General features: G+C 52.2%; 22 protein-coding genes. 3 read left to right on the top strand and 19 right to left on the bottom strand.

All coding sequences use genetic code 11. The features are described from left to right. Positions 1-113: 113 nt before the first annotated feature. A complete protein-coding gene (locus SYK_RS07770; protein ID WP_281763019.1) occupies positions 114-1175 on the top strand; it encodes an FUSC family protein in 1062 nt (353 codons plus the stop codon). Positions 1176-1236: 61 nt separating this feature from the next. Here the strand turns inward: SYK_RS07770 and SYK_RS07765 are convergent, their stop codons facing one another. The 14 genes from SYK_RS07765 to SYK_RS07700 all read right to left on the bottom strand — a co-directional run bounded on the left by SYK_RS07765 (position 1237) and on the right by SYK_RS07700 (position 15621). Next, positions 1237-1854, bottom strand: a complete 618-nt coding sequence (locus SYK_RS07765; RefSeq protein ID WP_281763018.1) for a LysE family translocator — start codon at positions 1852-1854, stop codon at positions 1237-1239. Positions 1855-1870: 16 nt separating this feature from the next. Next, positions 1871-2476 carry a hypothetical protein gene (locus tag SYK_RS07760; RefSeq protein WP_281763017.1) on the bottom strand — a complete coding sequence of 202 codons (606 nt, stop codon included), beginning with the start codon at positions 2474-2476 and terminating at the stop codon, positions 1871-1873. Further along, positions 2463-2849 carry a hypothetical protein gene (locus SYK_RS07755; RefSeq protein WP_281763016.1) on the bottom strand — a complete coding sequence of 129 codons (387 nt, stop codon included), beginning with the start codon at positions 2847-2849 and terminating at the stop codon, positions 2463-2465. Before SYK_RS07755 ends, SYK_RS07760 begins: the two co-directional genes overlap by 14 nt. 141 nt (positions 2850-2990) lie before the next feature. Next, positions 2991-3968 carry an XdhC family aldehyde oxidoreductase maturation factor gene (locus SYK_RS07750; RefSeq protein WP_281763015.1) on the bottom strand — a complete coding sequence of 326 codons (978 nt, stop codon included), beginning with the start codon at positions 3966-3968 and terminating at the stop codon, positions 2991-2993. 2 nt (positions 3969-3970) lie between these two features. Next, on the bottom strand, positions 3971-4996 hold the full coding sequence (locus SYK_RS07745) for a molybdopterin-binding protein (protein ID WP_281763014.1): 1026 nt from the start codon (positions 4994-4996) through the stop codon (positions 3971-3973). 29 nt (positions 4997-5025) lie between these two features. After that, on the bottom strand, positions 5026-6606 hold the full coding sequence (locus SYK_RS07740) for a BCCT family transporter (protein ID WP_281763013.1): 1581 nt from the start codon (positions 6604-6606) through the stop codon (positions 5026-5028). Between the two features lie 16 nt (positions 6607-6622). Then, positions 6623-7453 carry a selenium cofactor biosynthesis protein YqeC gene (gene yqeC, locus SYK_RS07735; protein ID WP_281763012.1) on the bottom strand — a complete coding sequence of 277 codons (831 nt, stop codon included), beginning with the start codon at positions 7451-7453 and terminating at the stop codon, positions 6623-6625. Positions 7454-7460: 7 nt separating this feature from the next. After that, on the bottom strand, positions 7461-8267 hold the full coding sequence (gene yqeB / locus SYK_RS07730) for a selenium-dependent molybdenum cofactor biosynthesis protein YqeB (protein ID WP_281763011.1): 807 nt from the start codon (positions 8265-8267) through the stop codon (positions 7461-7463). A gap of 9 nt (positions 8268-8276) precedes the next feature. Continuing rightward, positions 8277-8891, bottom strand: a complete 615-nt coding sequence (locus tag SYK_RS07725; protein WP_281763010.1) for a nucleotidyltransferase family protein — start codon at positions 8889-8891, stop codon at positions 8277-8279. 23 nt (positions 8892-8914) lie between these two features. Further along, entirely contained in the window at positions 8915-9898 is a 984-nt protein-coding gene (locus SYK_RS07720; RefSeq protein ID WP_281763009.1) for an FAD binding domain-containing protein, read from the bottom strand. Then, positions 9898-12267, bottom strand: a complete 2370-nt coding sequence (locus SYK_RS07715; protein ID WP_281763008.1) for a xanthine dehydrogenase family protein molybdopterin-binding subunit — start codon at positions 12265-12267, stop codon at positions 9898-9900. Before SYK_RS07715 ends, SYK_RS07720 begins: the two co-directional genes overlap by 1 nt. After that, positions 12267-12758 (bottom strand): (2Fe-2S)-binding protein, encoded by a 492-nt coding sequence (locus SYK_RS07710; protein WP_281763007.1) that lies wholly within the window; start codon positions 12756-12758, stop codon positions 12267-12269. The genes SYK_RS07715 and SYK_RS07710 overlap by 1 nt, the downstream gene beginning before the upstream one ends. Positions 12759-12927: 169 nt before the next feature. Then, positions 12928-13842, bottom strand: a complete 915-nt coding sequence (locus tag SYK_RS07705; protein ID WP_281763006.1) for a DMT family transporter — start codon at positions 13840-13842, stop codon at positions 12928-12930. 414 nt (positions 13843-14256) lie between these two features. Continuing rightward, positions 14257-15621, bottom strand: a complete 1365-nt coding sequence (locus SYK_RS07700; RefSeq protein WP_281763005.1) for a sigma-54 interaction domain-containing protein — start codon at positions 15619-15621, stop codon at positions 14257-14259. A gap of 386 nt (positions 15622-16007) precedes the next feature. Here SYK_RS07700 and SYK_RS07695 point away from each other — a divergent pair, with 386 nt between their 5' ends. Continuing rightward, complete coding sequence (locus tag SYK_RS07695) at positions 16008-16871, top strand: YitT family protein (RefSeq protein ID WP_281763004.1); 864 nt, start codon at positions 16008-16010, stop codon at positions 16869-16871. A gap of 22 nt (positions 16872-16893) precedes the next feature. Then, positions 16894-17220 carry a TIGR03905 family TSCPD domain-containing protein gene (locus SYK_RS07690; protein ID WP_281763003.1) on the top strand — a complete coding sequence of 109 codons (327 nt, stop codon included), beginning with the start codon at positions 16894-16896 and terminating at the stop codon, positions 17218-17220. 88 nt (positions 17221-17308) lie between these two features. Here SYK_RS07690 and SYK_RS07685 read toward each other — a convergent pair whose 3' ends face one another. The 5 genes from SYK_RS07685 to SYK_RS07665 all read right to left on the bottom strand — a co-directional run bounded on the left by SYK_RS07685 (position 17309) and on the right by SYK_RS07665 (position 19804). Then, positions 17309-17731: a hypothetical protein gene (locus tag SYK_RS07685; RefSeq protein WP_281763002.1), complete on the bottom strand. Its 423-nt coding sequence runs from the start codon at positions 17729-17731 to the stop codon at positions 17309-17311. 51 nt (positions 17732-17782) lie between these two features. Continuing rightward, complete coding sequence (locus SYK_RS07680; RefSeq protein WP_281763001.1) at positions 17783-18280, bottom strand: PocR ligand-binding domain-containing protein; 498 nt, start codon at positions 18278-18280, stop codon at positions 17783-17785. Between the two features lie 34 nt (positions 18281-18314). After that, positions 18315-18689, bottom strand: a complete 375-nt coding sequence (locus SYK_RS07675) for a CGGC domain-containing protein (RefSeq protein ID WP_281763000.1) — start codon at positions 18687-18689, stop codon at positions 18315-18317. 112 nt (positions 18690-18801) lie between these two features. Then, complete coding sequence (locus tag SYK_RS07670) at positions 18802-19182, bottom strand: DUF5320 domain-containing protein (protein WP_281762999.1); 381 nt, start codon at positions 19180-19182, stop codon at positions 18802-18804. Between the two features lie 22 nt (positions 19183-19204). Next, the gene (locus SYK_RS07665) at positions 19205-19804 is read right to left on the bottom strand and encodes a hypothetical protein (protein ID WP_281762998.1); all 600 of its coding nucleotides are present in this window, start codon (positions 19802-19804) and stop codon (positions 19205-19207) included. Positions 19805-19867: the final 63 nt, after the last annotated feature.

Below are 19867 nucleotides of genomic sequence, written 5' to 3'. Positions count from 1 at the left end.
TGCAAGATCTTTAATGGTTGACCCTCTGACCGCAATGTGTGAGAGCCGTGCGTCGGTTGTTCATAACGGTTGGCGATTTTCGCTGCCCATAATTCCCGAATCCGACTAGAAAAATGTCCTACATCAAAAGAATCATCGCAAGCAGTCACATCCGGCACGGTATCAAGGTCGGGGTGGCGAGTGTTCTCGCATATGTCGTATCCGGCTTTGTGGGCGTGCCATATGCTTACTGGGCCGTCATTACCACGGTTATCGTCATGCAGGTCCATGTGGCGGACTCCATTCACATGTGTCTGTATCGCTTTACCGGAACCGCCATTGGTGCGGGGATGGGTATTTTGCTTATCCTCATTTTCCCGGCAACGCCCATGTATACTTTGATGGGTATATTTGTCGGTACCGGGGTGTGTGCTTACCTGACGCGGTATAATGTGCGTTTTCGCATGGCGGCCATCACGGTGGCTATTGTATATCTGACCAGTCTTACCGACGAGCATCGTATACTGTTTACCCTGTCCAGAGTGGCAGAGATCGGCGTTGGTGTGTCCTGTGCCTTTCTTGTTTCCGTGATATTATGGCCCAGAAGGGCTGGCGCCGCATTGCGTGAGCGTTTGGAACATCAATACGGGCAATTGGCAGTCCGGTATACGTTGCTCATGAATAATTTTCTTTCTCTGCAACAAAAGACTGATCCTGATTTGTTTGATGATTTTGCGGGCACGACCGAGAAGAATAAGGAGATGTTCCACAAGGTTTTTTCCATGGAACGGCGATTTTTCAGGGATGACGTCAACCTGCTTTCGACACAGGTCAGTGTTTTTCGTTCTGTGCTCGAACGGTTGCAGGCCATGCTCACCTTGTTGAACCAGGTGGAAGGCGTGGGCTTTGATATCATCCTTGCCCCGGAACTGACAGAATTGACGCGATCCACGACGACCGCATTACGTGCCATCGGGATGGGGGTTCCTCATGATACGAAACGTTTGGAGGATGCCGTGAGCAATATCGAAATACGGTTTATTGAATTGCGTCGACAGGGCGTGACCAGTCGTTTCGGTGCACAACGTCTCTTTCAGGTGCTTGGTTTTATCAGTTCTGCCCAGCATCTTGGTGAATATGTCATTAAAGTTATCAAGGAATATGAGGCCGTCGAGAATAAGGAAATTCCTTCCTGAACGGCTTGAAGCAAGGTTTTTTGTAAGGGTATTCGTGTCTGCGGATACCCTTTTTTTGTGATTATTGTTCAATGAAAGCCAGTCGAATACCAAAATAAAGCATCATGCCGCCAAGGGCTTTGGTCAGTATCCGCTGCACACGTCCAAGGACGTTTTTTACAGTGGGGTGGGTGATGATGCAGGCGAGGAAGACGAACCAGCCTCCAACGATAAGTATGAATTCGAGGCCGTAGAGAATTTTACCAAGTTGAGAAATGTCCGGTGGCAGAACCGCGCTGTAAAATGCGATATAAATGAGGGGAGCCTTGGGGTTTAGAGTGTTGCAGATGAGTCCCTGTTTGAAGGCCGCAAAGGCGGAAATATCCTTTTCGGCTGGTTTGATTTCTGTCGCGTGTGGGCCGCCTCCGGCCATGAGACTGCGGATTCCGAGATAACAAAGATAGGCGGCTCCAACATATTTGACGATGGTGAAGAGCATCAGGGATTTGGATATGAGTACAGTCAGTCCGAGAACGCTGTATGTCGTATGGATAGACTGCCCGGCTCCGACGCCAATAGCGGTGAAGCAGGCAGAACGGCGGGAATAAAGCAGCGAGTTGCGGACCACCAATGCGAAGTCGGCACCCGGTGCCATCGCGGCAAGGAGCATGAATATGGTGACGGTAATGAGTTCAAGCATGAGTGACTTTTTTTATTTATGGATTCGCCAGTGATTGCTGGCCGGTGAATTGCGGAGTGGTCATGAGTTCTACGCCGTGAGCACCTGTATCGAGGTTTTGTTGGCTATTTAATCCGGCAGGGACATCCTGCAATAAGGATTTCCCCCATGTATGTTGGTTTGGCGTTTGGCGGATATCTCCGATGTCTACCAGACTTGAAACCACAAAGGCGAATTGAAAGGCCATGCCTTCACCGAGGTTAAGCTCCTCATTCATGGTTCCTGTGCTGGTCAATCGGCCATCCAGATCAAAGGTTAGGACGGTTCCCTGATATTTACCGTCACCTGCGGCAAAGTTCAATTTGAAAATTGAGAGGGGGCCGTTGATAGGGCCAAAGCCGATTTGGTTTTCTTTGAGCGTAACATCTTCATAGAGCCACACCATACCAGTACCGAGTTGTGACATCTTGGTCGGTGGTCCCATGTCGCGCAGCACTTCGCTGTAGTGCGTGTTGGAGTCATATCGGGTCGTGTCAAACTTCTCAATATGGGCTGGTTCGGAACGTATGATGGTACACCCGAAAAGGATGGCAAGGATCATCAATACGGCGGTAAGAGTTTTGAAGGCTTTATTTCTTCTCATGTGAGATGGATTCCTTGCTTAAGGAATAGTCGAGAAGTACCCCCTGCGTATCAAAGAAGAAAACGGCCCGATCGTAGGTGATTTTTTCATCCATGTGATTGAAGAGGATTAGAATTACGCCGCCGCCCTGTGTCTGTTCAGCAAGATAATAGAACGCCGGACCGGCCTTGAGGTCGATGATCTGTGATGGTGGGCCGAGTTGCTTGACGATTTCCATCTGTGTAGTCGTGCCGGGAACGATTTGTGACAGGTCGATGCTGCGCCATGTGTTTTCTACACCGCGTTCACGAGTGTAATTGGTGCAAGCGCCGAATAGGGTGGTTGCGGCCAGCATGAAGGCCGCTGCAATACAAATGATTTTTCGGAAAGTCACGTTTACTCCTTTTCCACGGATATTCTATCGTCATGCGTTCACAAAAACCTGTGTGAGCGTACTGGATTTCCCTGCCAAATTCCATATTGGTTTTTGGCAGGGAATATTCGTGGAAAAGGAGTTGGGAAGCGTGGTGTGTGATTAGCTTTGTTTTCTGCTTTGAATGAGTTCGCCCATGATGCTGATGGCTATTTCTTCCGGTGTGTCTGCGTCGATGGTTAAACCGATAGGGCAGTGAACCGCGTCGAGAGCGGTTTGCGTGTATCCGCTTTCGAGAAGTGATTTATACACTGCCGCTTTTTTCTTTTTGCTGCCAATCATGCCGATATAGCCCGCTTTTGTTCTCAAGGCTTGAGCCAGAACATCGCGATCATGCATATGACCGCGTGTCATGATGACGATAAAATCATTTTTGTCTAATGATTCCGGCAGGCACTTTGTCAGGGACTTTTCGACTCGAATTTCACTGGCCTCGGGATATCGAACAGCATTGGCGAATTCTTCACGGTCATCCACCACTACAACGCGAAAACCGACAAAAGCAGCCAGTTTGGCCGTGGCATTGGCCACATGGCCCGCTCCGATAAAATGGACTGTTTCCGGGATGTGAACCGGCTCCACGAACTGGATTGAGTCAGGTGTTTCCGTGGTCATCGGTGTACGAACTGTATCGGGAAAAGTCCCGCCCAAGGGGAAGATTTCACGATTCGTCACTGTGCCGGATGTGGACAGCGAAGTCACGAGCAGACGATGTTCGCCTGCTTGCCAATGGGCGAGCATCTTTTTGATAAGCGTAATATTCGCGTCATCAGGCAACAGCGAGTCCAACAGGACGGTCATGTTGCCGCCGCAGACCATGCCGAGGTTGGCGGCGTCTGCGTTTGTCAGATCGAATTCGCGGATAGTTGATGTGCCGGGCTGCATCTTTTTCGCGGCCATGTGGCTCGCATTTTCAACAGATCCGCCGCCAATGGTGCCGGCGGTGGAACCGTCTTCGAAGACGGCCATAACTGCCCCGGCAGAGCGTGGAGTGGACCCGTTGCTTTTCATGACAGAAACCCTGACAACGGATTGGCCTTTTTCCAAGGCCTCCATGATGGATGCAAAGACGTTCTGCATTTTTATGCCCCTTTACCGAAGCTGCACACGGGGTAGCGGCAGGTCTCACACCCTTCACAGAATCCACCGTGGCCGAGGTTGATGATGTCTTCGCGTGTTACGTCCTTACCTGCCAGAATGCGTGGTATGATCAGGTCGAAAATGCTGGCGCGATAGTACATGACGCAACCGGGAAGACCGACGACAGGGACGTCTCCGAGGCGGGCGAGCATGAACATGGCTCCGGGAAATGTCGGTGCACCGTAGGTGACGACTTCGGCCCCGGTCATGCGGATGGAAGTGGGTGTCTGGTCGTCCGGGTCCACGGACATACCGCCAGTGACGACGACGAAATCGGCTCCGTTTTCGATAAAGTCCAGAATGGCTCCCTTGGTCATTTCCGGGTCATCGGAAACGAGCTTCTGTCCGATGGTGGTTGAACCATATCCTTTGAATTTTTTGCGGATGACCGGACCAAATTTATCTTCAATGCGGCCATTGTAGACCTCGCTGCCCGTGGTGACGATGCCGATGCGGCATGATTTGAGCGGACGGACTTGAATGAGCGGGGCGTTATCGCGGAGTACTGCTTCGGCCTCGGCAACGATTGCTTCGGGAACGACCAGTGGAATGACACGGGTACCGGCCATGGCGCGGCCTGTCTGTACCAATTGATTGGTATGGATGGTGCCGAATATGACATCCTTGACCGAGTTTAGTTTGAACAGGGTGTCGGTGTTGATGTCGAGCAAGCCGTCATGGGTGGCGCGCAAAGTGATTTTGCCTTCCACCGGAGTGCTCAGTTCGATGCCCGGACCAGCCGCGGCCTCGGCTATGCGCCGTGCTGCGTCATCTTCATGGACGTATCCGTCCTGAGGATCGAAGACATAAAGATGTTCTTTGCCGATATCCAACAATGTCGGGATGTCGGCTTCGGTAACCACATGACCGCGACGGAATGCAGGGCCTTTTTCTCCGCCGGGGATGATGCGGGTGATATCTTGACACAAGACGGTACCCACGGCTTTTTCAACGTGCATGGTTTTCATGATAACCTCGATATGATGCGAATGATTGATTATATATCGCGCGGAGCGCATACAGCGTCGTCGTATTCCACCCAGCCGGTTTGCCGGTATTCCTTGAGGAATGCGACAACTCCGATGGTGACGACGCCAAGTACGGGCAGCCCCACTACAATTGAAGCTGTTTGCAGGACGGACAATGGCCCGTCGATGAGCATAATCCCTGTGGGGACCAAGCCTAGAGACATGGCCCAGAACAGGCGGTTCCAGCGTGCAGGTTCTTCATCGGGAGTGAGTTTGAGCGTGGTCGTGGCGGCCAGAGCGAATGAAACTGCGTCAAAGGTGGTAGCCATGGAGATGGCGGTGACCCCGGCGAAGACAATTTTATAGAGTGAAGCCATGGGAATAAAGTCCGCGATGGCCATGATGGCTGTCGCGCCTTTGACGGTCTTAACCATACTCACCACATCAAGTTGGCCGGTAAGCTGGAGGTACAGACCGAAGTTGCCGAAGACGAGATAAAAACAGCCACATCCCAATGAAGCAATGAGGACCGGACCAAGCACTACTTCGCGGACTGTGCGACCACGAGAGATTTTGGCAATGAACAGGGACATGAACGGGGCGTATGCCACGAACCAAGCGTAATAGAAAACGGTCCAGTCCTTGGTAAATCCTACGGAATCCATAGGGTCCATCGACGTGGCCATGGTGATGAGCTTTGAATACATGAGGCCCAGCGATGTGATGGCCATGTCGGTCAAAAAGACCGTGGGCCCGACGATGAAAACGAACAGAAGAAGCGCCATGGCTATCATGACGTTGAAATCTGAAAGTTTACTCAGTCCTTTTTTCAGGCCGAGGCTGGCTGATACACAGAAGATGGAAGTGACGAGAAGCAAGGTGCCGAATTCCAACCAGAAGGAATGTTCAATACCGGCAACGGAGGCAATAGCTGCGGCCACGATGGGAATACCCAGTCCAAGGGCTGTGGCTGAGCCGGCTACAAGTCCGGTCATGAAAAGGATGTCGATGATTTTGCCTTGCCAGCCGTTGACCTTGTCGCCGAGCAGTCCTGTACAGGCCTGGGAAATGTTCAGGATGGGAACTCGTTTGACGTAGTAACTATAGCCAATGGGCACGGCTAACACCGCGTAGATGGACCAGCAGATTGGTCCCCAGTGAAACATGCCGTACGCACTGCCCCATTCGTAGGCTTCGAGTGAACCGGCAGGTTCGCCGTGCATTGGGTAGGCTGCATAGTAGGCCCAGTCAATGGACCCACCGAACATGATGCCGGCGCCTACGCCCGCACAGAAAAGCATGCCTATCCAGGAAAAAGTGGAATATTCAATTTTGTCACCGAGTCGTTTATGACTGAAAGGGCCAAAGGCGAACCACATGAGCAGGGTAAAAGTACCGGCTCCGAACAGCATGTAGAGCCATCCCATTTTCACGGTGACGAACTGAAACATGGTGTTGATGATTTTTTCTCCGGCTTCGGGGTACATCAGAAGAGGGATGCACGCGGCCAGAATAATGGAGAGTGCGCCAAAGAAACATATGGTGCAGACGCCACCTTTGTCAGGCGGACACATTGGAAGCGGGGTATGCGGACTTTTTTGTTTGGACATGGTTCCCTCCAACCTTTCAGAACTGAGATGAAAATTCAAGATGGTTATTTTTAGCGCAGGACATCACGCTTTGATAATTGATGTGGTGCAAGCAATGTTGACGACAACTGCCTGCAAACCATGAAAGAGTCGACGCTGTGGCACTTCCGTTTAATTTGGCAGTAAATTCTGCAACCTGTGCTTTTCCGCTGGGAATATCCATTTTGTTGAGTAGTACGATGCGTTCACAGTTTTGAGGACAGCCTTTAAACAGTCCGTTAGCTGCCGTCGCTGCTTTTATCATGTGGGTCGGAGTGATTGCTTCTCCAAAAGAAATTCCGGTGATTTTAGCAAAAATATCGGATCGATGAACAATGTCTTCGGAAAAGGGCTGGTCCACAGCATCGAGTCCCATGATACCGACACAGATATCAGATGCAACCGGGATGACTGGTTCGTGATCTGCCGGTGCCTTGAGTGGTTTTCTGGCTGCGCCGTCGGCTTCAACGAGGATGGCGTCTGCAATTTCCGAATAGTGAAGAGCATCAACGCTTTCAGGGTCTAACCCGATGATTTTTCCGGTTTTTTTGTCAAATCTTTTGGCTGCGATTACGCAAGGGCTTTTTATCAATGCTTGCCGCAGTCGATTCAAAAAATCCGGGCCATCTGTCATCAGGATGGTATCTACGTCATGGAGCGGGAAGATTTTGGTGGTCGTTGTTATGACCACCCGTTGCCCTGCAGAAATTCTGCTTTTGGCTATCCAGTGGAGGAGAGAGGTCTTCCCTCCCGCTCCAATGACGGTGATAAGCCGGTGTTCCGGCGAGGTGAGTGCGGCACTAGCGCTTAGGGTTACGGTCCCGTTCATGCGTGCCTTAGAGGAAAAGTTGTGCGCAGATGGTTTCGAGAACGCCGCCGCCGATGGACAAAGCCTTGTCCGATGTTTCACCGCAGTAGGAGATGGTTCCTCTGGGGTCCACGTCTCCAAGTTTGGTGCGTTTGACGACCGGAGTGTTGTTTCTGAGCAGACCTCGAATAACGCCGGATAAGGCTGCAACAACCGGGGTGTCGTCGACAGAACCGATGATATCGCCTTTTTTGACCAGTTGGCCGATGTCATAGGGGGTTGTGAAAGTACCTTCGTGTTCGGCCCAATAAACGCGCTCTATGGAAAAGCCGTCAATCACACCGGGGACACCTGTGTTCGCGGCCGCAGGCCCTTCGGTGATGACGCGTCCTAGGTGATGACCGCGCTTGGTCTCAACGACTCTGTGTACGTCTTGACCGGCCGTGAATCCCGGTCCGAGACCGATGACCAGCGGAGCTTGATCCATAGTTGTCCCGATGTTGCGTTTGGCAAGGATGGCATCCACCAGTACGTCAGGTTTTACCTGACCCAGAGAGGAGGCTTCCGGGTCAACGAGAACGGGAATTGTGCCGTTGCTCCATGCTTTTTCAGTGAGATCAGGAGAAGAAATTCGTGCGGCTTTGATCCCCTCAACGGTCATTTCACCGTGGTATATGGCTTCGGAAAAAGCCACGGTTCGGCGTACGGCGAGGGGGTTGGCCGTTTCCAAAAGCAGGAGTCGGGTCAGCCCGGCCTGATAGAGTCGCAAGGCAACGCCTGTAGCAAGGTCGCCTGCGCCGCGAATGGTGATTGTTGGGGTTTGAATGGCACTCATAATGTGCTCCTAAGCGGTCTTTTGGCCGTAGTTGGTAAGAAGTCGTTGATATTGTTCTTCGGTATCCACATCAATGAAAGGTCCGACCTCGTGGATTCGAACCAGGCGCAAAGTCAGTCCCGGAGAGCCGAGCAGCGGACGAGCACCTGTGTCGCCTTCCAGTTCAAAGACTTTGGGGAACCATGTAGACGGTATGGTGATGGGGTTGCCGCGCATACCTTCTTGCACTGGAGCGACCCAACACTCGGGTTGTTGGGTGAATGCACCCACAAGCATGTCGATGGCCGAGGCTGTAATAAGTGGTTGATCTCCTAAGAGGGCCATACACCCGTCGGCAGTGTCTATGACTGAGCGCAGACCGGTCTTGAGAGACTCGGCCTGGCCCATGTCACGATGAACACTGGTGACGACGTTGCAACCAGAGAGGTCCACTGTGCGTCGCAGTTCAGACCCCTTGGGCAGAACCACGGTCACGTCGCGCAGGGTGGAGTTGCGTGCGGCGTTCACCACATGTTGCAATATGGGGAGTCCCCGGAAGGGCAGGGACAATTTGTCCCTACCCATTCGGGAGGCTTGGCCGGCGGCAAGAATGACACCGGAGACGTTGGCGAGTTGGTGGGGCATGCCAAACATCCTTGTATTAATGGTTACTTGAGGCAGTCCATCAGGGTATCACCCACGATGGTCTGTGCCATTTGTACCTTGAATCCGTTCTGGAGCAGGGGCTTGGCTTCGGCAACAGCGGCCTTGCCGGCTTCCTGAGCCAGTTCTTCAGTCAGCTCCTTGCCGATGAGCAGTTCTTCCGAAGCTTCACAACGGCGCGGGTTGTTATGCACTCCGTTGAGGCAGATGCGAGCACTGGTGACTTTGCCGTCGACCACGCTGACAGATGCAGCGCAGTTGACCAGGGCGAAGTCGATGGATTTGCGGTAGGCAATTTTGCGGAAAGCACTGGTCGGACCGGCTTCCGGCAACGGAACCACGATTTCAGTGATTATTTCATCCCGATCCAGAATTGTGGACTGTGCTCCCATTTCGGCGGAGAAGAAGTCGTCAATGGCGATTTCGTGTTTGGTTGTCTTGACTGTAGCGTTCAGAGCGATGAAGGCAGGGGCCGTGTCGCTGGGATTCACCGCGATGCATTTGTTGACTGCACCGAAGATGGAGTGGAAACGGTGGTCGCCGGGTACGGCCAGACAACGTTTGCCGCCTTTGCGTACGCAGTCGATGCGACCGCCAATTTTGTCGGGGTAACGGTAGTACCAGCAGCGGTTTTCCTGACAGATGTTACCGGCGATAGTGCCCATGTTGCGCAACAGCGGAGATGCTGTGCGGCGAGCCGCTTCGGCCAGTCCGGGCCACTGTTCCTTGACCATGTCGGATTCAGCGACTTCAGTTAGGGTGACGAGTGCACCGATGTGCAGGCCGTCATCTTCTACGCGGATTTCCTTGAGACCGGGGATGGTCTTGAGGTTGATGATCCGTTCGGGGGCCTCCATCCAGAGGTTGTCCTTGAGGCAACCCATGAGGTCGCTGCCTCCGCCCATGACGTAGGCCGGGCCTTCACTACCGTTTAAGAGAGAAACCGCCTCTTCAACAGAGGTGGCGTCAAAATGATTGAAACGTTTCATTATTTCTTCCTCCCTCTGGCCTTGATTTTGCCCAGGCCAATGAGGATGCTTTCAGGGGTGTATGGCGTTTCGGTCAAACGAACGCCGATAGCGTTGTAAATGGCGTTGGAGAATGCGGCCAATGTGGGACAGGCTGCGCCTTCTCCACAGGCCGTGGCTCCGAACGGATGGGTTGGATCACCGGGTTTTTCGATGACGATGGGATCAACGTCGCAATCCATGGTGGTGGTGTGACGATAATCAACCCAGTTGGGAGTCATGAGCCAGCCATTGCGCTTGTCGATGATGCAATCGTTGCCGAGCATCGCGTTATCAACGCCGTGGCGGGAGGTGCAGAGCTGGCCTTCAACGATTTTCGGGTTGAGGGCTTTGCCTACATTTTGCGCCATGGTCACGCGGGCGTTTTCGATCATGCCGGTTTCGGTGTCGATATCCAGAGAGATGAACTGTGCGCCCTTCTCCTTGGGGATGTAGACCTGATCTTTCTTGCCATCCTTGAGACCGTTGGGATGGGGAGAGTTGTTCACGTAGTAACCGGTGATTTCATGGATGCCGCCGTAGTGGCCGCGTGTACCGAATGCCTCGGCAAAGGTTATCCCCTTGCTTGTGTCATTGGTCATGAAGACACCGTCTTCGTTGATATCCAGTTCTGTTTCGGAAACGCCCATGACGCCTGCTGCGAGTTTGAGAACCTGATGCTTGGCATCAATGGCTGCTTCGTATGTGGCCCAACCCTGAATCCATGTGCCGCAGCTGTTGGCGACCAATGTGGCAAAGGGTGTGGAGTCGGTGTCGTGACAGACAAGACCGATTTTCTTGTAAGGCAGGCCGAGAACTTCGGCTACGATCTGACACTGGACAGTGTGCTGTCCCTGACCGATGTCGGCCACGGCGCAGACCAGAGCGGCAGAACCGTCGGGGTAGATTTTAACCATGGCTTCGGACGAGTTGCCCGGGCCGGGGCGACCTGCGCCCATGGCGAAGATGGCCACGCCCATGCCGTGACGGATACGGCCCGTCTTTTTGTCCGGGTGCTGCCATGTGTTTTTCCAATCCAGAGCTTCCGCACCTGCGTCGAGGCAGTCACGAATGCCGGAGGAAGAAATGAGGGCAGATTTGTAAACCAGCGGGTCCCAACCGGAATCAATGTCGCCTGCACGCATGCAGTTCATCTTGCGAAGTTCCACGGGATCGATGCCCAGTTCGTAGGAGGCGATGTCCATGGTTGTTTCCACGGCAAAGGTGCCTTCGGGAGCGCCATACCCCTGCCAACCTGCCGCGGGCTGACGGTTGGTGTTCACGTAGTGAATCTTGCCGCGCTGGTTCTGGCAGTTGTGAGAGTATAGAACAGAACCAGTGGCGAGCATAGCGTTCTTAGCGGGGTACTTGTCGCCGCCGGAACCTGTTTCCTGCCAGTGTTCCAAGTCCATGGTGGTCAGGGTTCCATCTTTTTTGAAGCCGATTTTGACATCGGTCTGACTACCGCGAGACCAACCGCTGACCATTTCCTCTTCACGAGAATATGGGCAATGGACTGGCTTTTTCAAATCGAGACAGGCAAGGCTTGCTACCATGAGGTAATGAGAGGCAATGTTGCGGTCCAGAGGGAAGGCGTTTTTGCCACCGAAGCTGGAGCCGGTAAAGGGTGCCACGTAGTTCACCATGCTGGACGGAATGCCGAGTGCCTGAGCCAGACACAGCTTTTCGTCGTGCATGCCCTGAGAGTGGGTGTACATGTGGAGTTTGGTGCCATCAAAGTCAGCGGTACAGCCGCGAGGTTCCATTGCAGGTCCCTTGCAGTAAGCGTATTTGAGCGCTTTTTGATCGATAATGTAGTCCGCTTCTTCAAAGCCCTTTTCAATGTCGCCGAAGCCATTGTATTCGGCCGGGGTCTTGGTCTTGAACAGACCGGTTTCCGGGTCGCGATCACTGAGCAGGGCATGGAAGGCCCAGTCCTGACAGTTATCAACGCCTTCGAAAACTTGCGGAGAGTCTTTTTTCATCGCCTCTTCAAGGCTGACGACGAACTTTTTCTTTTCGTATTCAACCTTGATGAGTCCCATGGCTTCTTCGGCGATGGTTTCATCGTCCGCCACCACGGCGGCTACGAGATCTCCGACGTAGTAGAGGGTGTTGCGGAATGCCTTGGGGTAGTTCTCATGGGTCATGACGAGACGGACACCATGAACGGCTTCGGCCTCGGTCGTGTCGATGGAAATGATGTCGGCTGCCGGGTAAGGGCTACGCAGGATGCGGGTTTGCAACATGCCTGGCAGGATGAAGTCGGCGTAATACTTGGCTTCGCCTGTGACGCGGGCGCGCCCGTCCTTTTGGCGGACAGATTTGCCGATGGATGTCAGTTCAGCCATTAGACCTGCTCCTTTGCCATCTTCTTGGCCGCACTGCGTACGGCGTTGATGATGTGCTCGTAGTTGTTGCAGATACAGAGGTTGCCGCCGAGGGCTTCCTTGATTTCGTCGTCAGTGGGATCAGAATTTTTGCTCAGCAGATACTTGGTGGTCATGATCATTCCGGGAGAGCAGAAACCGCATTGTGCGCCGTATTCTTCAAGCCATGCTTCCTGAATGGGATGCAGCTTGCCGTCCTTGGACAATCCTTCAACCGTTTCGATGACTTTACCTTCCTGCTCCACGGCCAGAACCATGCAGGAGGGAACGGCTACGCCGTCGATGAGGACGGTACATGCACCGCACGCACCTTCGCCGCACGCTTCCTTGGCTCCGGTGTGGCCACAGTCGTTGCGGAGGACTTTGGAAAGGGTCCAGTGCGACTCCACCGGGATCGACAGAACTTCATCGTTTACTGTCAATGTGATGAGTTTTTTTCGTTGTTCGTTCATGATGCTTCCCTTTGTCGAACGTTGTCGGTCGGCCTGTATCCGGCCGGAGTTGTTGATAAGCAGCCTTTTTTTACGGGCGCGCTTGTCCCGTTTCCCACAGCGCTGCTGCAGGAGGAAATTTGTCGGGGCAGGCCCGAAGGCCTACCCCATTAATGGAGTTCAGGTGTTGTTAAGCTTTGTCTTCAACGGGTTTTTTGGCGCCACGGCTGGCCCAGATGATACCGCCAATGATCAGCGCGCCGGAGACGTAGTGGACTGATGTCATTTGTTCGCCAAGGAAAACGAAGGCGAAGAAGCCGCCCCAGAGGGGGAGGGAGTAGTAGATCATGCCGCACAGTTCTGGACCGGCCTTTTCAAGGCCGATGTTCCAAGTCCACCACGCGATGATGGAGGAACAGATGGCGGAGAAAGTGATGGAGAAAAGGACCACGCCGTTCATGTTGAAGACCATGCTTGGCTGAGTGGATTCCCAGATGACGCAGGGGATGAGCATGAGCACTGCGAAGAAGGACATGAGGTACATGATGGTGCCGCCGGACAGGCCGTCGGGTGTCTTCTTGAGGATCAGGCTGTAGATGGCGAAACCGACTGCGGCGCCGAGCATCAGGATGTCACCTGCGGCGAAATGCATGCCGAGGATCTGGTTAATGTCGCCACCGGAGACGAGATAGAAAGAACCGATCAGGGCGACGAGACAGCCAGCCCATGTGTTGAAGGATTGCTTTTGGCCCATGCCGGCTGCAATGATAACGATGAAGATGGGAGTTGTTACGGAAATGAGAGAGAGGTTGATGGCCGAGGTGGTCTGCGCTGCGAAATAGCTGAGCGGAGAGTATGCGGCCACACCGAATGCGGCGGCAGCGATGATCTGCGGCAGAAATGTTTTGGCGACAGGCCATTCTTTTTTCACTTTTGGCAACATGAAAGTGCTGAGAATAATCAGAGCCATGCCCCAGCGGGTTGCGCCCAAGGTCATGGGTGAGATTTCGCCAACTGCCAAGCGGGCGATAATGAAAGCACCGGCCCACAGGACGGTGGCCAGCAAAGCGTAAAGTGATCCGATGACTACTTGATTCTTAAACATTGTTTCTCCTCGAAGTTTGTTCATTCACTCATGTCCGAGTCATTGATCCGTCGGACTTCGGTCCGATATGCCCCCATGCCGGAACAGTGACGATTGGAATGCTATGTGGGACTCGGTGAATGTGTTGCTATCCTTCCCTCAATCCGTTTTGAATGACCCTCCTTACAGAATATGATCAATAGAGCATTGTGTGCATTATTAATAATCTGCATAGAAGCAATGGATATGCCAACTTGTTCAACAGTAAAAAAGTAATTTAAACACTGTTTTTTCAGCTGGTTAAGAAAATAGACTGATTGATTGTCCAATTAGTGTAAGTAAGGGGAGTGAGTCAAAAGCGACTCACAAATATGTCAAAAATGACAGCACGAGTGTTTTAATCATGGGTGAGTCACAACAGACTCGCTGAGTCGATTACGACTCGGTATTTTCTGTGTGCTTACGGATGAGGCGAGAGGCTCGGCTTTGACTGATGCCCAATGCGGTAGCAACTTTGCGTGTGCTTCCGTGCATGACGTGGGCGTCGAGGATCATTTTTCTTTCTATGGATTCCAGTACTGCGTCGAGAGTGTTGTGCCCTATGCCCTCTGGCAGCGCTGGCGAGGTTTGATAGAGGGTGGTGGGCAGGTGGTCAATAGTGATGGCATCACCTTCAGTGGTGACCACGAGTCGTTCCATGAGATGAGCCAGTTCTCGAATGTTGCCCGGCCAAGAGTGTTGGCATAGGAGAGATTGGGCTTCCGGGGAGAGCCGTTTTGAGGCGTTATGCTTCTTCCCATAGTGGTTGAGGAAGTAGAAAAGAAGCGGGACAATATCATCCCTTCGGTCTCGCAGCGGGGGGATCGTGATATCAAAGACGTTGAGCCGAAAGAAGAGGTCCTGGCGAAATGCACCAGCAGCGGCCATGCGTTCGAGATTGCGGTTGGATGCAGCCAGAATACGGACATTTGCTTGGACGGTTTGTGAGCTTCCAACTGGTCGGTATTCCATTTCCTGAACTGCATGGAGCAGCTTTGCCTGCATGGGGAATGGGAGTTCTGAAATTTCATCAAGAAAGAGTGTGCCGCCGGACGCCTTGGCAAAGAGTCCTCCCCGGGCATTTGTGGCACCGGAAAATGCGCCTTTCACATGGCCGAAGAGTTCGGATTCGAACAATTGTTCCGGGATGGCTGCACAGTTGACGACCACGAATGGTTTGTGTTGCCGAGTGCTGTTGGCATGGATGAATTTTGCCAGCAGGCTTTTTCCACAACCTGATTCGCCGAGCAGGAGGCATGGAGCCGTCAGGCTCGCCACCTTGCGTGCCGATTGCACCACATTTTCCATAGCTGTACTATGGTATATAAGATCTTCCGGGTGCGGTTCCTCTTCTATCTCCAAACTGTTTTCCAGTTCGTCCAGACTGGGGATTTGTCCTTTATGCACACTGTCTCGAACGTTGAGCACCACGTATTCTATTTCGCCTTCCTCATTCATGATGGGGTTGGCAATAGTCAGAACATCGAGGCCGAGATACGTTTTTTGCTCCTGCTTGATCGGGCGCTTGTATTCATACACGGCCGGAAGTGCGGGCCGGTTCCAGGCCGCATGTTTGCGGATGACTTCCCAAAAAGGCAGACCGACCATCTCTTCCTGTGTGAATCCGTAATGTCGTTCACACGCCTTGTTGACGTACAACATACGATAGTTGTTGTCATAGATGATGACCTCATCGTGCAGATTGTCGATGAGTCTGGCGAAGGTCTTGAAATTTAATCCGAAGTGTTCTGTCTTTTCCATGGTGTATCCGGTGCTTTATTCATACGTCTTTACGACAGTATAAACCTGTGCCCGTCGCAGAGTTCTCCCTCATATCAAATGCTCCTTGGAAAGACCACGCACTTTTCAAGACTGTGCGAAAAAGCACAAATGAATGCGTATTAAAAGGAAAAAATTGTATCGGTTTTACGGCGAAAATAGCGCATTTTTTATGTTTTTGTTGCCTTGTGGAAGTTTTGTATTTCCCTCTTGAAAGAGAAATATTTTGTGTGGTTAGTTCTTTTCTGTTTACACCAATAATTTAATCGTGTGTCTTCTTTCCAGTCCGTGTTGTAATTGTTCTTGCAGGTCTTCTGTTTGCTCTATATGGTGACCCCGAAAATTCGGAGGCAGGAGAAGAAAAAATCATGTTTAACCGTTTGAGATTGCTTACGGATTCACTTGCGTGGAACGTGCTTTTGCTTGTGATCGGCTCTTTTCTCTACATTGTTGGATACAATGGAGTCGCTATTCATCATGATTTCATTCCTGGCACATTGTACGGCTTTGCCGTGGTGGTGCAGAAGATGGAACCACGGTTGTCGCTTTCGTGGTGGTATCTTTTGCTCAACATTCCTTTGTTCCTTGTGGCGTGGAAAGGCGTGAGCAGACGGTTTTTCTTTCTCAATATGTTTTCAATGGGTGTAGTTTCATTGCTGACATTCGTTGTTCATATGGACTTTGGAATACAGAATGAGATTTATGCAGCCATTGCGTCGGGTGCGCTTATGGGCGCTGGATGCGGCATTATCCTCCGTTCGTATGGCGGCGGGGGAGGGCTGGACGTTATCGCTGTCATCCTCAACCAGAAGTATGGCATACGTTTCGGTGTGTTTTATTTTATGATCAATACGTTGGTCATGGGATTTGCTTTGAGCTGGTATTCGCCAGACAAGATCATTGCTTCCCTAGTCATGTTGTTTATCAGTTCCGTAGTGACCGAATATGTCCTTTCTTTGTTCAACCAACGAAAGGCCGTGCGTATCGTCACTCGTCATTCGGCTGATCTGGTCAAGGCCATCACTGGTCGCGGCATGCATCATGCTACTGTTTTTCCCGGTACAGGCGGCTATTCGGGTGAACAGGTGGACATGGTTTTTTCTATAACTGACAATCTGCGACTTCGAGGTTTGGAGCAGCGGGTTTTTGATGTCGACCCCAATGCGATTTTTGTGGTCGAAAATACATTCAGCGTTGTCGGCGGGTCAATCGCCAAGCGCAAAGTTTATTAACCATTCACTCTTGGACCGACTCATGGAAAATACTTTCATCGAACTGACACCCTTGGCTCCTCTCGATTCCATCCACGCAAGCAATGCTCCCGGCGATGCAAATACCTACGTTCCAGAAGGCGTTTGCGCCAAGATGATTCGGTTTGCCGTTGAAGATCATAAGCTTGTGCATTTGAGTTTTACAGGCGGGTGCGAAGGAAATCTCAAGGCCATGTCCATATTGCTTAAAGGTATGGATGTTTCAGAGGTTATTGAAAAGCTCAGCGGCATTACTTGTGGCAAGAAACCAACATCCTGTGCCGACCAGCTGTGCCGTGCTTTAACCGAACATATGGCCCGCATGGCATAGATTTTAGAGTCGAGAATACGTATGACGCCAGTGCGGCGCGGAGCCTGTTCACAGGTTCTCGCGCCGCACTGCTTTTTTGATGGCGGGATTATTCCGCAGCAGCGGAGAGGCTGGCCGCAGAGAGTCTATCTTTAATGTAGTTAACCTTATCGTCGTCTCCTTCATAAAGGTCGAAACATTTGGCGTCTTCGCCCATCAGACCTTCAGGGACTTCATCGCCGATTTCGTCAGGATCATCGACTAGTTCCTTGTAAAAACAGACCGAAAGCCAGCGATCGGCGGGGTCGTCGTCAATGATATCAACCATGGCGAACAGGCTGCGTTTTTTTTGATTGGCATGTGTCGCGCGCAGGGAAAATGTGATGCCCGGGCGAGCAACGAAGTCGAGGGTCACGCCTTCCAGCCCTTCCAGATGTTTTTTGAAGGTCTGAAAGCAATCTTTGGTCTTGTTGGGGTCGGTGGTCCAGGTGTCGAGGAACGCTGTCAGTTCCTCGGTGAGTGCAGTGTCCATCGGGAGACTCTCCTTGTTGGGTTTTCCGTGTGCGAAAGCGCGTGAACAAGATCAGGCGCAGGGGATCCGTTCGATAAAATCTTCCAGAAAGCTCGCCATGTCGCGGGCCTTTTTCATGCTTATTACAGGTACGTCTTCGGATAATTTGTCAACAGTGTCCAGTGGAACGTTGATCGCTTTGTGGATGGTGAAGTTTTCTACTTCCTTGTCGGCCGGTACTCTGCCACAGCCACCCACAATGCCGATAAATTCTTTGTTCTTGAACACTGGGGTACATATTTTGAGCATGCCTGCATCGCACTGTTCAATGACGGTTTTTCCTGAAGATTTGGCTTGTTTCGCCATGTGTTGATGGGCAACAGAGCAGATGGCCTGAATGCCTTCAGGGTGTGATTTTATTTCAGCGCAGAGTGGATTGACGAAATTTTTGAAGCCGGTGAATGTCATGCCGTTCGCATCATAAGCGCAGGCATTGACGCCCCAGTCATTGTGCAGGGTTTTTTCCAGTTCAAGCCATTGTTGTTCGGGCAACAGATCAGTCATGAGCATGAAGCTATCCTCGTTTAATGGTGGTGCGAGAACGTTAAATTTTGGGAGTGTATCCTTCCGGCAGATGGGCAGTGCCTTTAATACAGGGGAGACCTGTAGCCTTGTGGATACGGGCTGCAAGTTGATCAATGTCAGGACAGAAGCCACCTTGCTCCATAATCCATTCCCCGTCGGGTTTGCTGGCGAAAAGGCACGTTGGGACGTGGATGGCTTCGGCTCCTTTGGCTTTGAGGATCTTTGCCATGTTTTCTACGCTATCTCCCGGACACCGGCAGGTGAATACTCCGGCGAGTTCTGTGGCGTCATAGGCTGAAAAAGCCTGCTTTCCCTGAGCAAGACAGGTAATACACCCGGTCAGCGGACATTTTGATTCGTTTTTTTCACAGCGGATGATGCCGATTTTCGTCATGGTTACTCCCTGTGGCGAAGAGTTTTTCAAGCGCGTCGCCAGACTGTTTTCCTGGTGTAAGGCGGCCACGGGATTGTGCCCTGCGACCGCCTGAATGTGTGGTTAAACGAGATTATTTGTCAGTCTCGTTTTCCAGAGCTGCAATGCGTTCCTGAATCGTTTTCAATTCCGATTCGAGGTAAGCAGCTTGATCTTTCAAAGCCTGCGGGTCGTTCTGGGGTGTGGATGCGTATTGCGCATTGACCCCGGAGTTCATTCCCTGTCCATAGCCGAATCCGCCACGACCGCCACGGCCGCCACGGAATCCGAATCCCTGACCGCCCATGCCGTTACGCATGCCATTGCCCATGCCGTTACGCATGCCAAATCCACGTCCGAATCCTTGATTGTACTGCTGGTCAAATCCGGGTGCGTTAACGCCGGTACAGGTTCCAAGACCTCGTCCTGTGCGTGAACCCATTCCCATTGGTCCTGATCCATTTCTTCCTGGCATGATTGCCTCCTTGTTTCAGTTATTACGCCCGTACCATTGGTATATGACAATTGGGGCATAGATGTTCGGTGCAAGGCACCCCCGGCACATGAGGCATAACCAGCCCGCATCGTAGGCAGCGGCACAGTGGTTGCTGTCTGGATGCAGTGTCGGAGGTTTTACGAGAGTCACTGCCTTCGGTCATGGAGGTGAAGGGACGGGCGCCATGTCTTCTTCCAAAGCGATTCATGCGACCTGTCCCTCGCTGACCGGGGAGAGTTTCCTGATTTCCGTGGCAACGGCCTTGCCTATTTCCGCAACCGGGCATGCGAAAACGTTCGTCTTCGAGGTCCCCGGTCCGCCATGCATTGATAACTTTGGCTAATCCTCCCCTGATAAAGGGGTGGACGACAATGTTTCGTGCTGTGACGGCATTGTGTAGTGGGCGCGAAATGGCGCCGCACACAAGAACGGATACATGTCTCCCTAGAAGGGTGGCTATTAGAGTGGACGGCGAGTTGTCCTGTACGGATACTCGCTTGATTCCAGTCCTATCCGGGTTCTGTGCGACGATGACCAATTCTGTGGTCACGTCGAAGACCGGAGCTATCCGATCTTCCCATACGCTGAAGGCCGCATTCATGGTTGCCTTGCTCCTTTGTCAGGATAAAAGCATCAAGCGTGCCAGAAATCCTTTTTGGAACAA

The sequence above is a fragment of the Pseudodesulfovibrio nedwellii genome, from assembly GCF_027923765.1.
GTDB classification, from domain to species: Bacteria; Desulfobacterota; Desulfovibrionia; order Desulfovibrionales; family Desulfovibrionaceae; genus Pseudodesulfovibrio; species Pseudodesulfovibrio nedwellii.
This window is presented reverse-complemented; position numbering and strand designations above follow the sequence as displayed.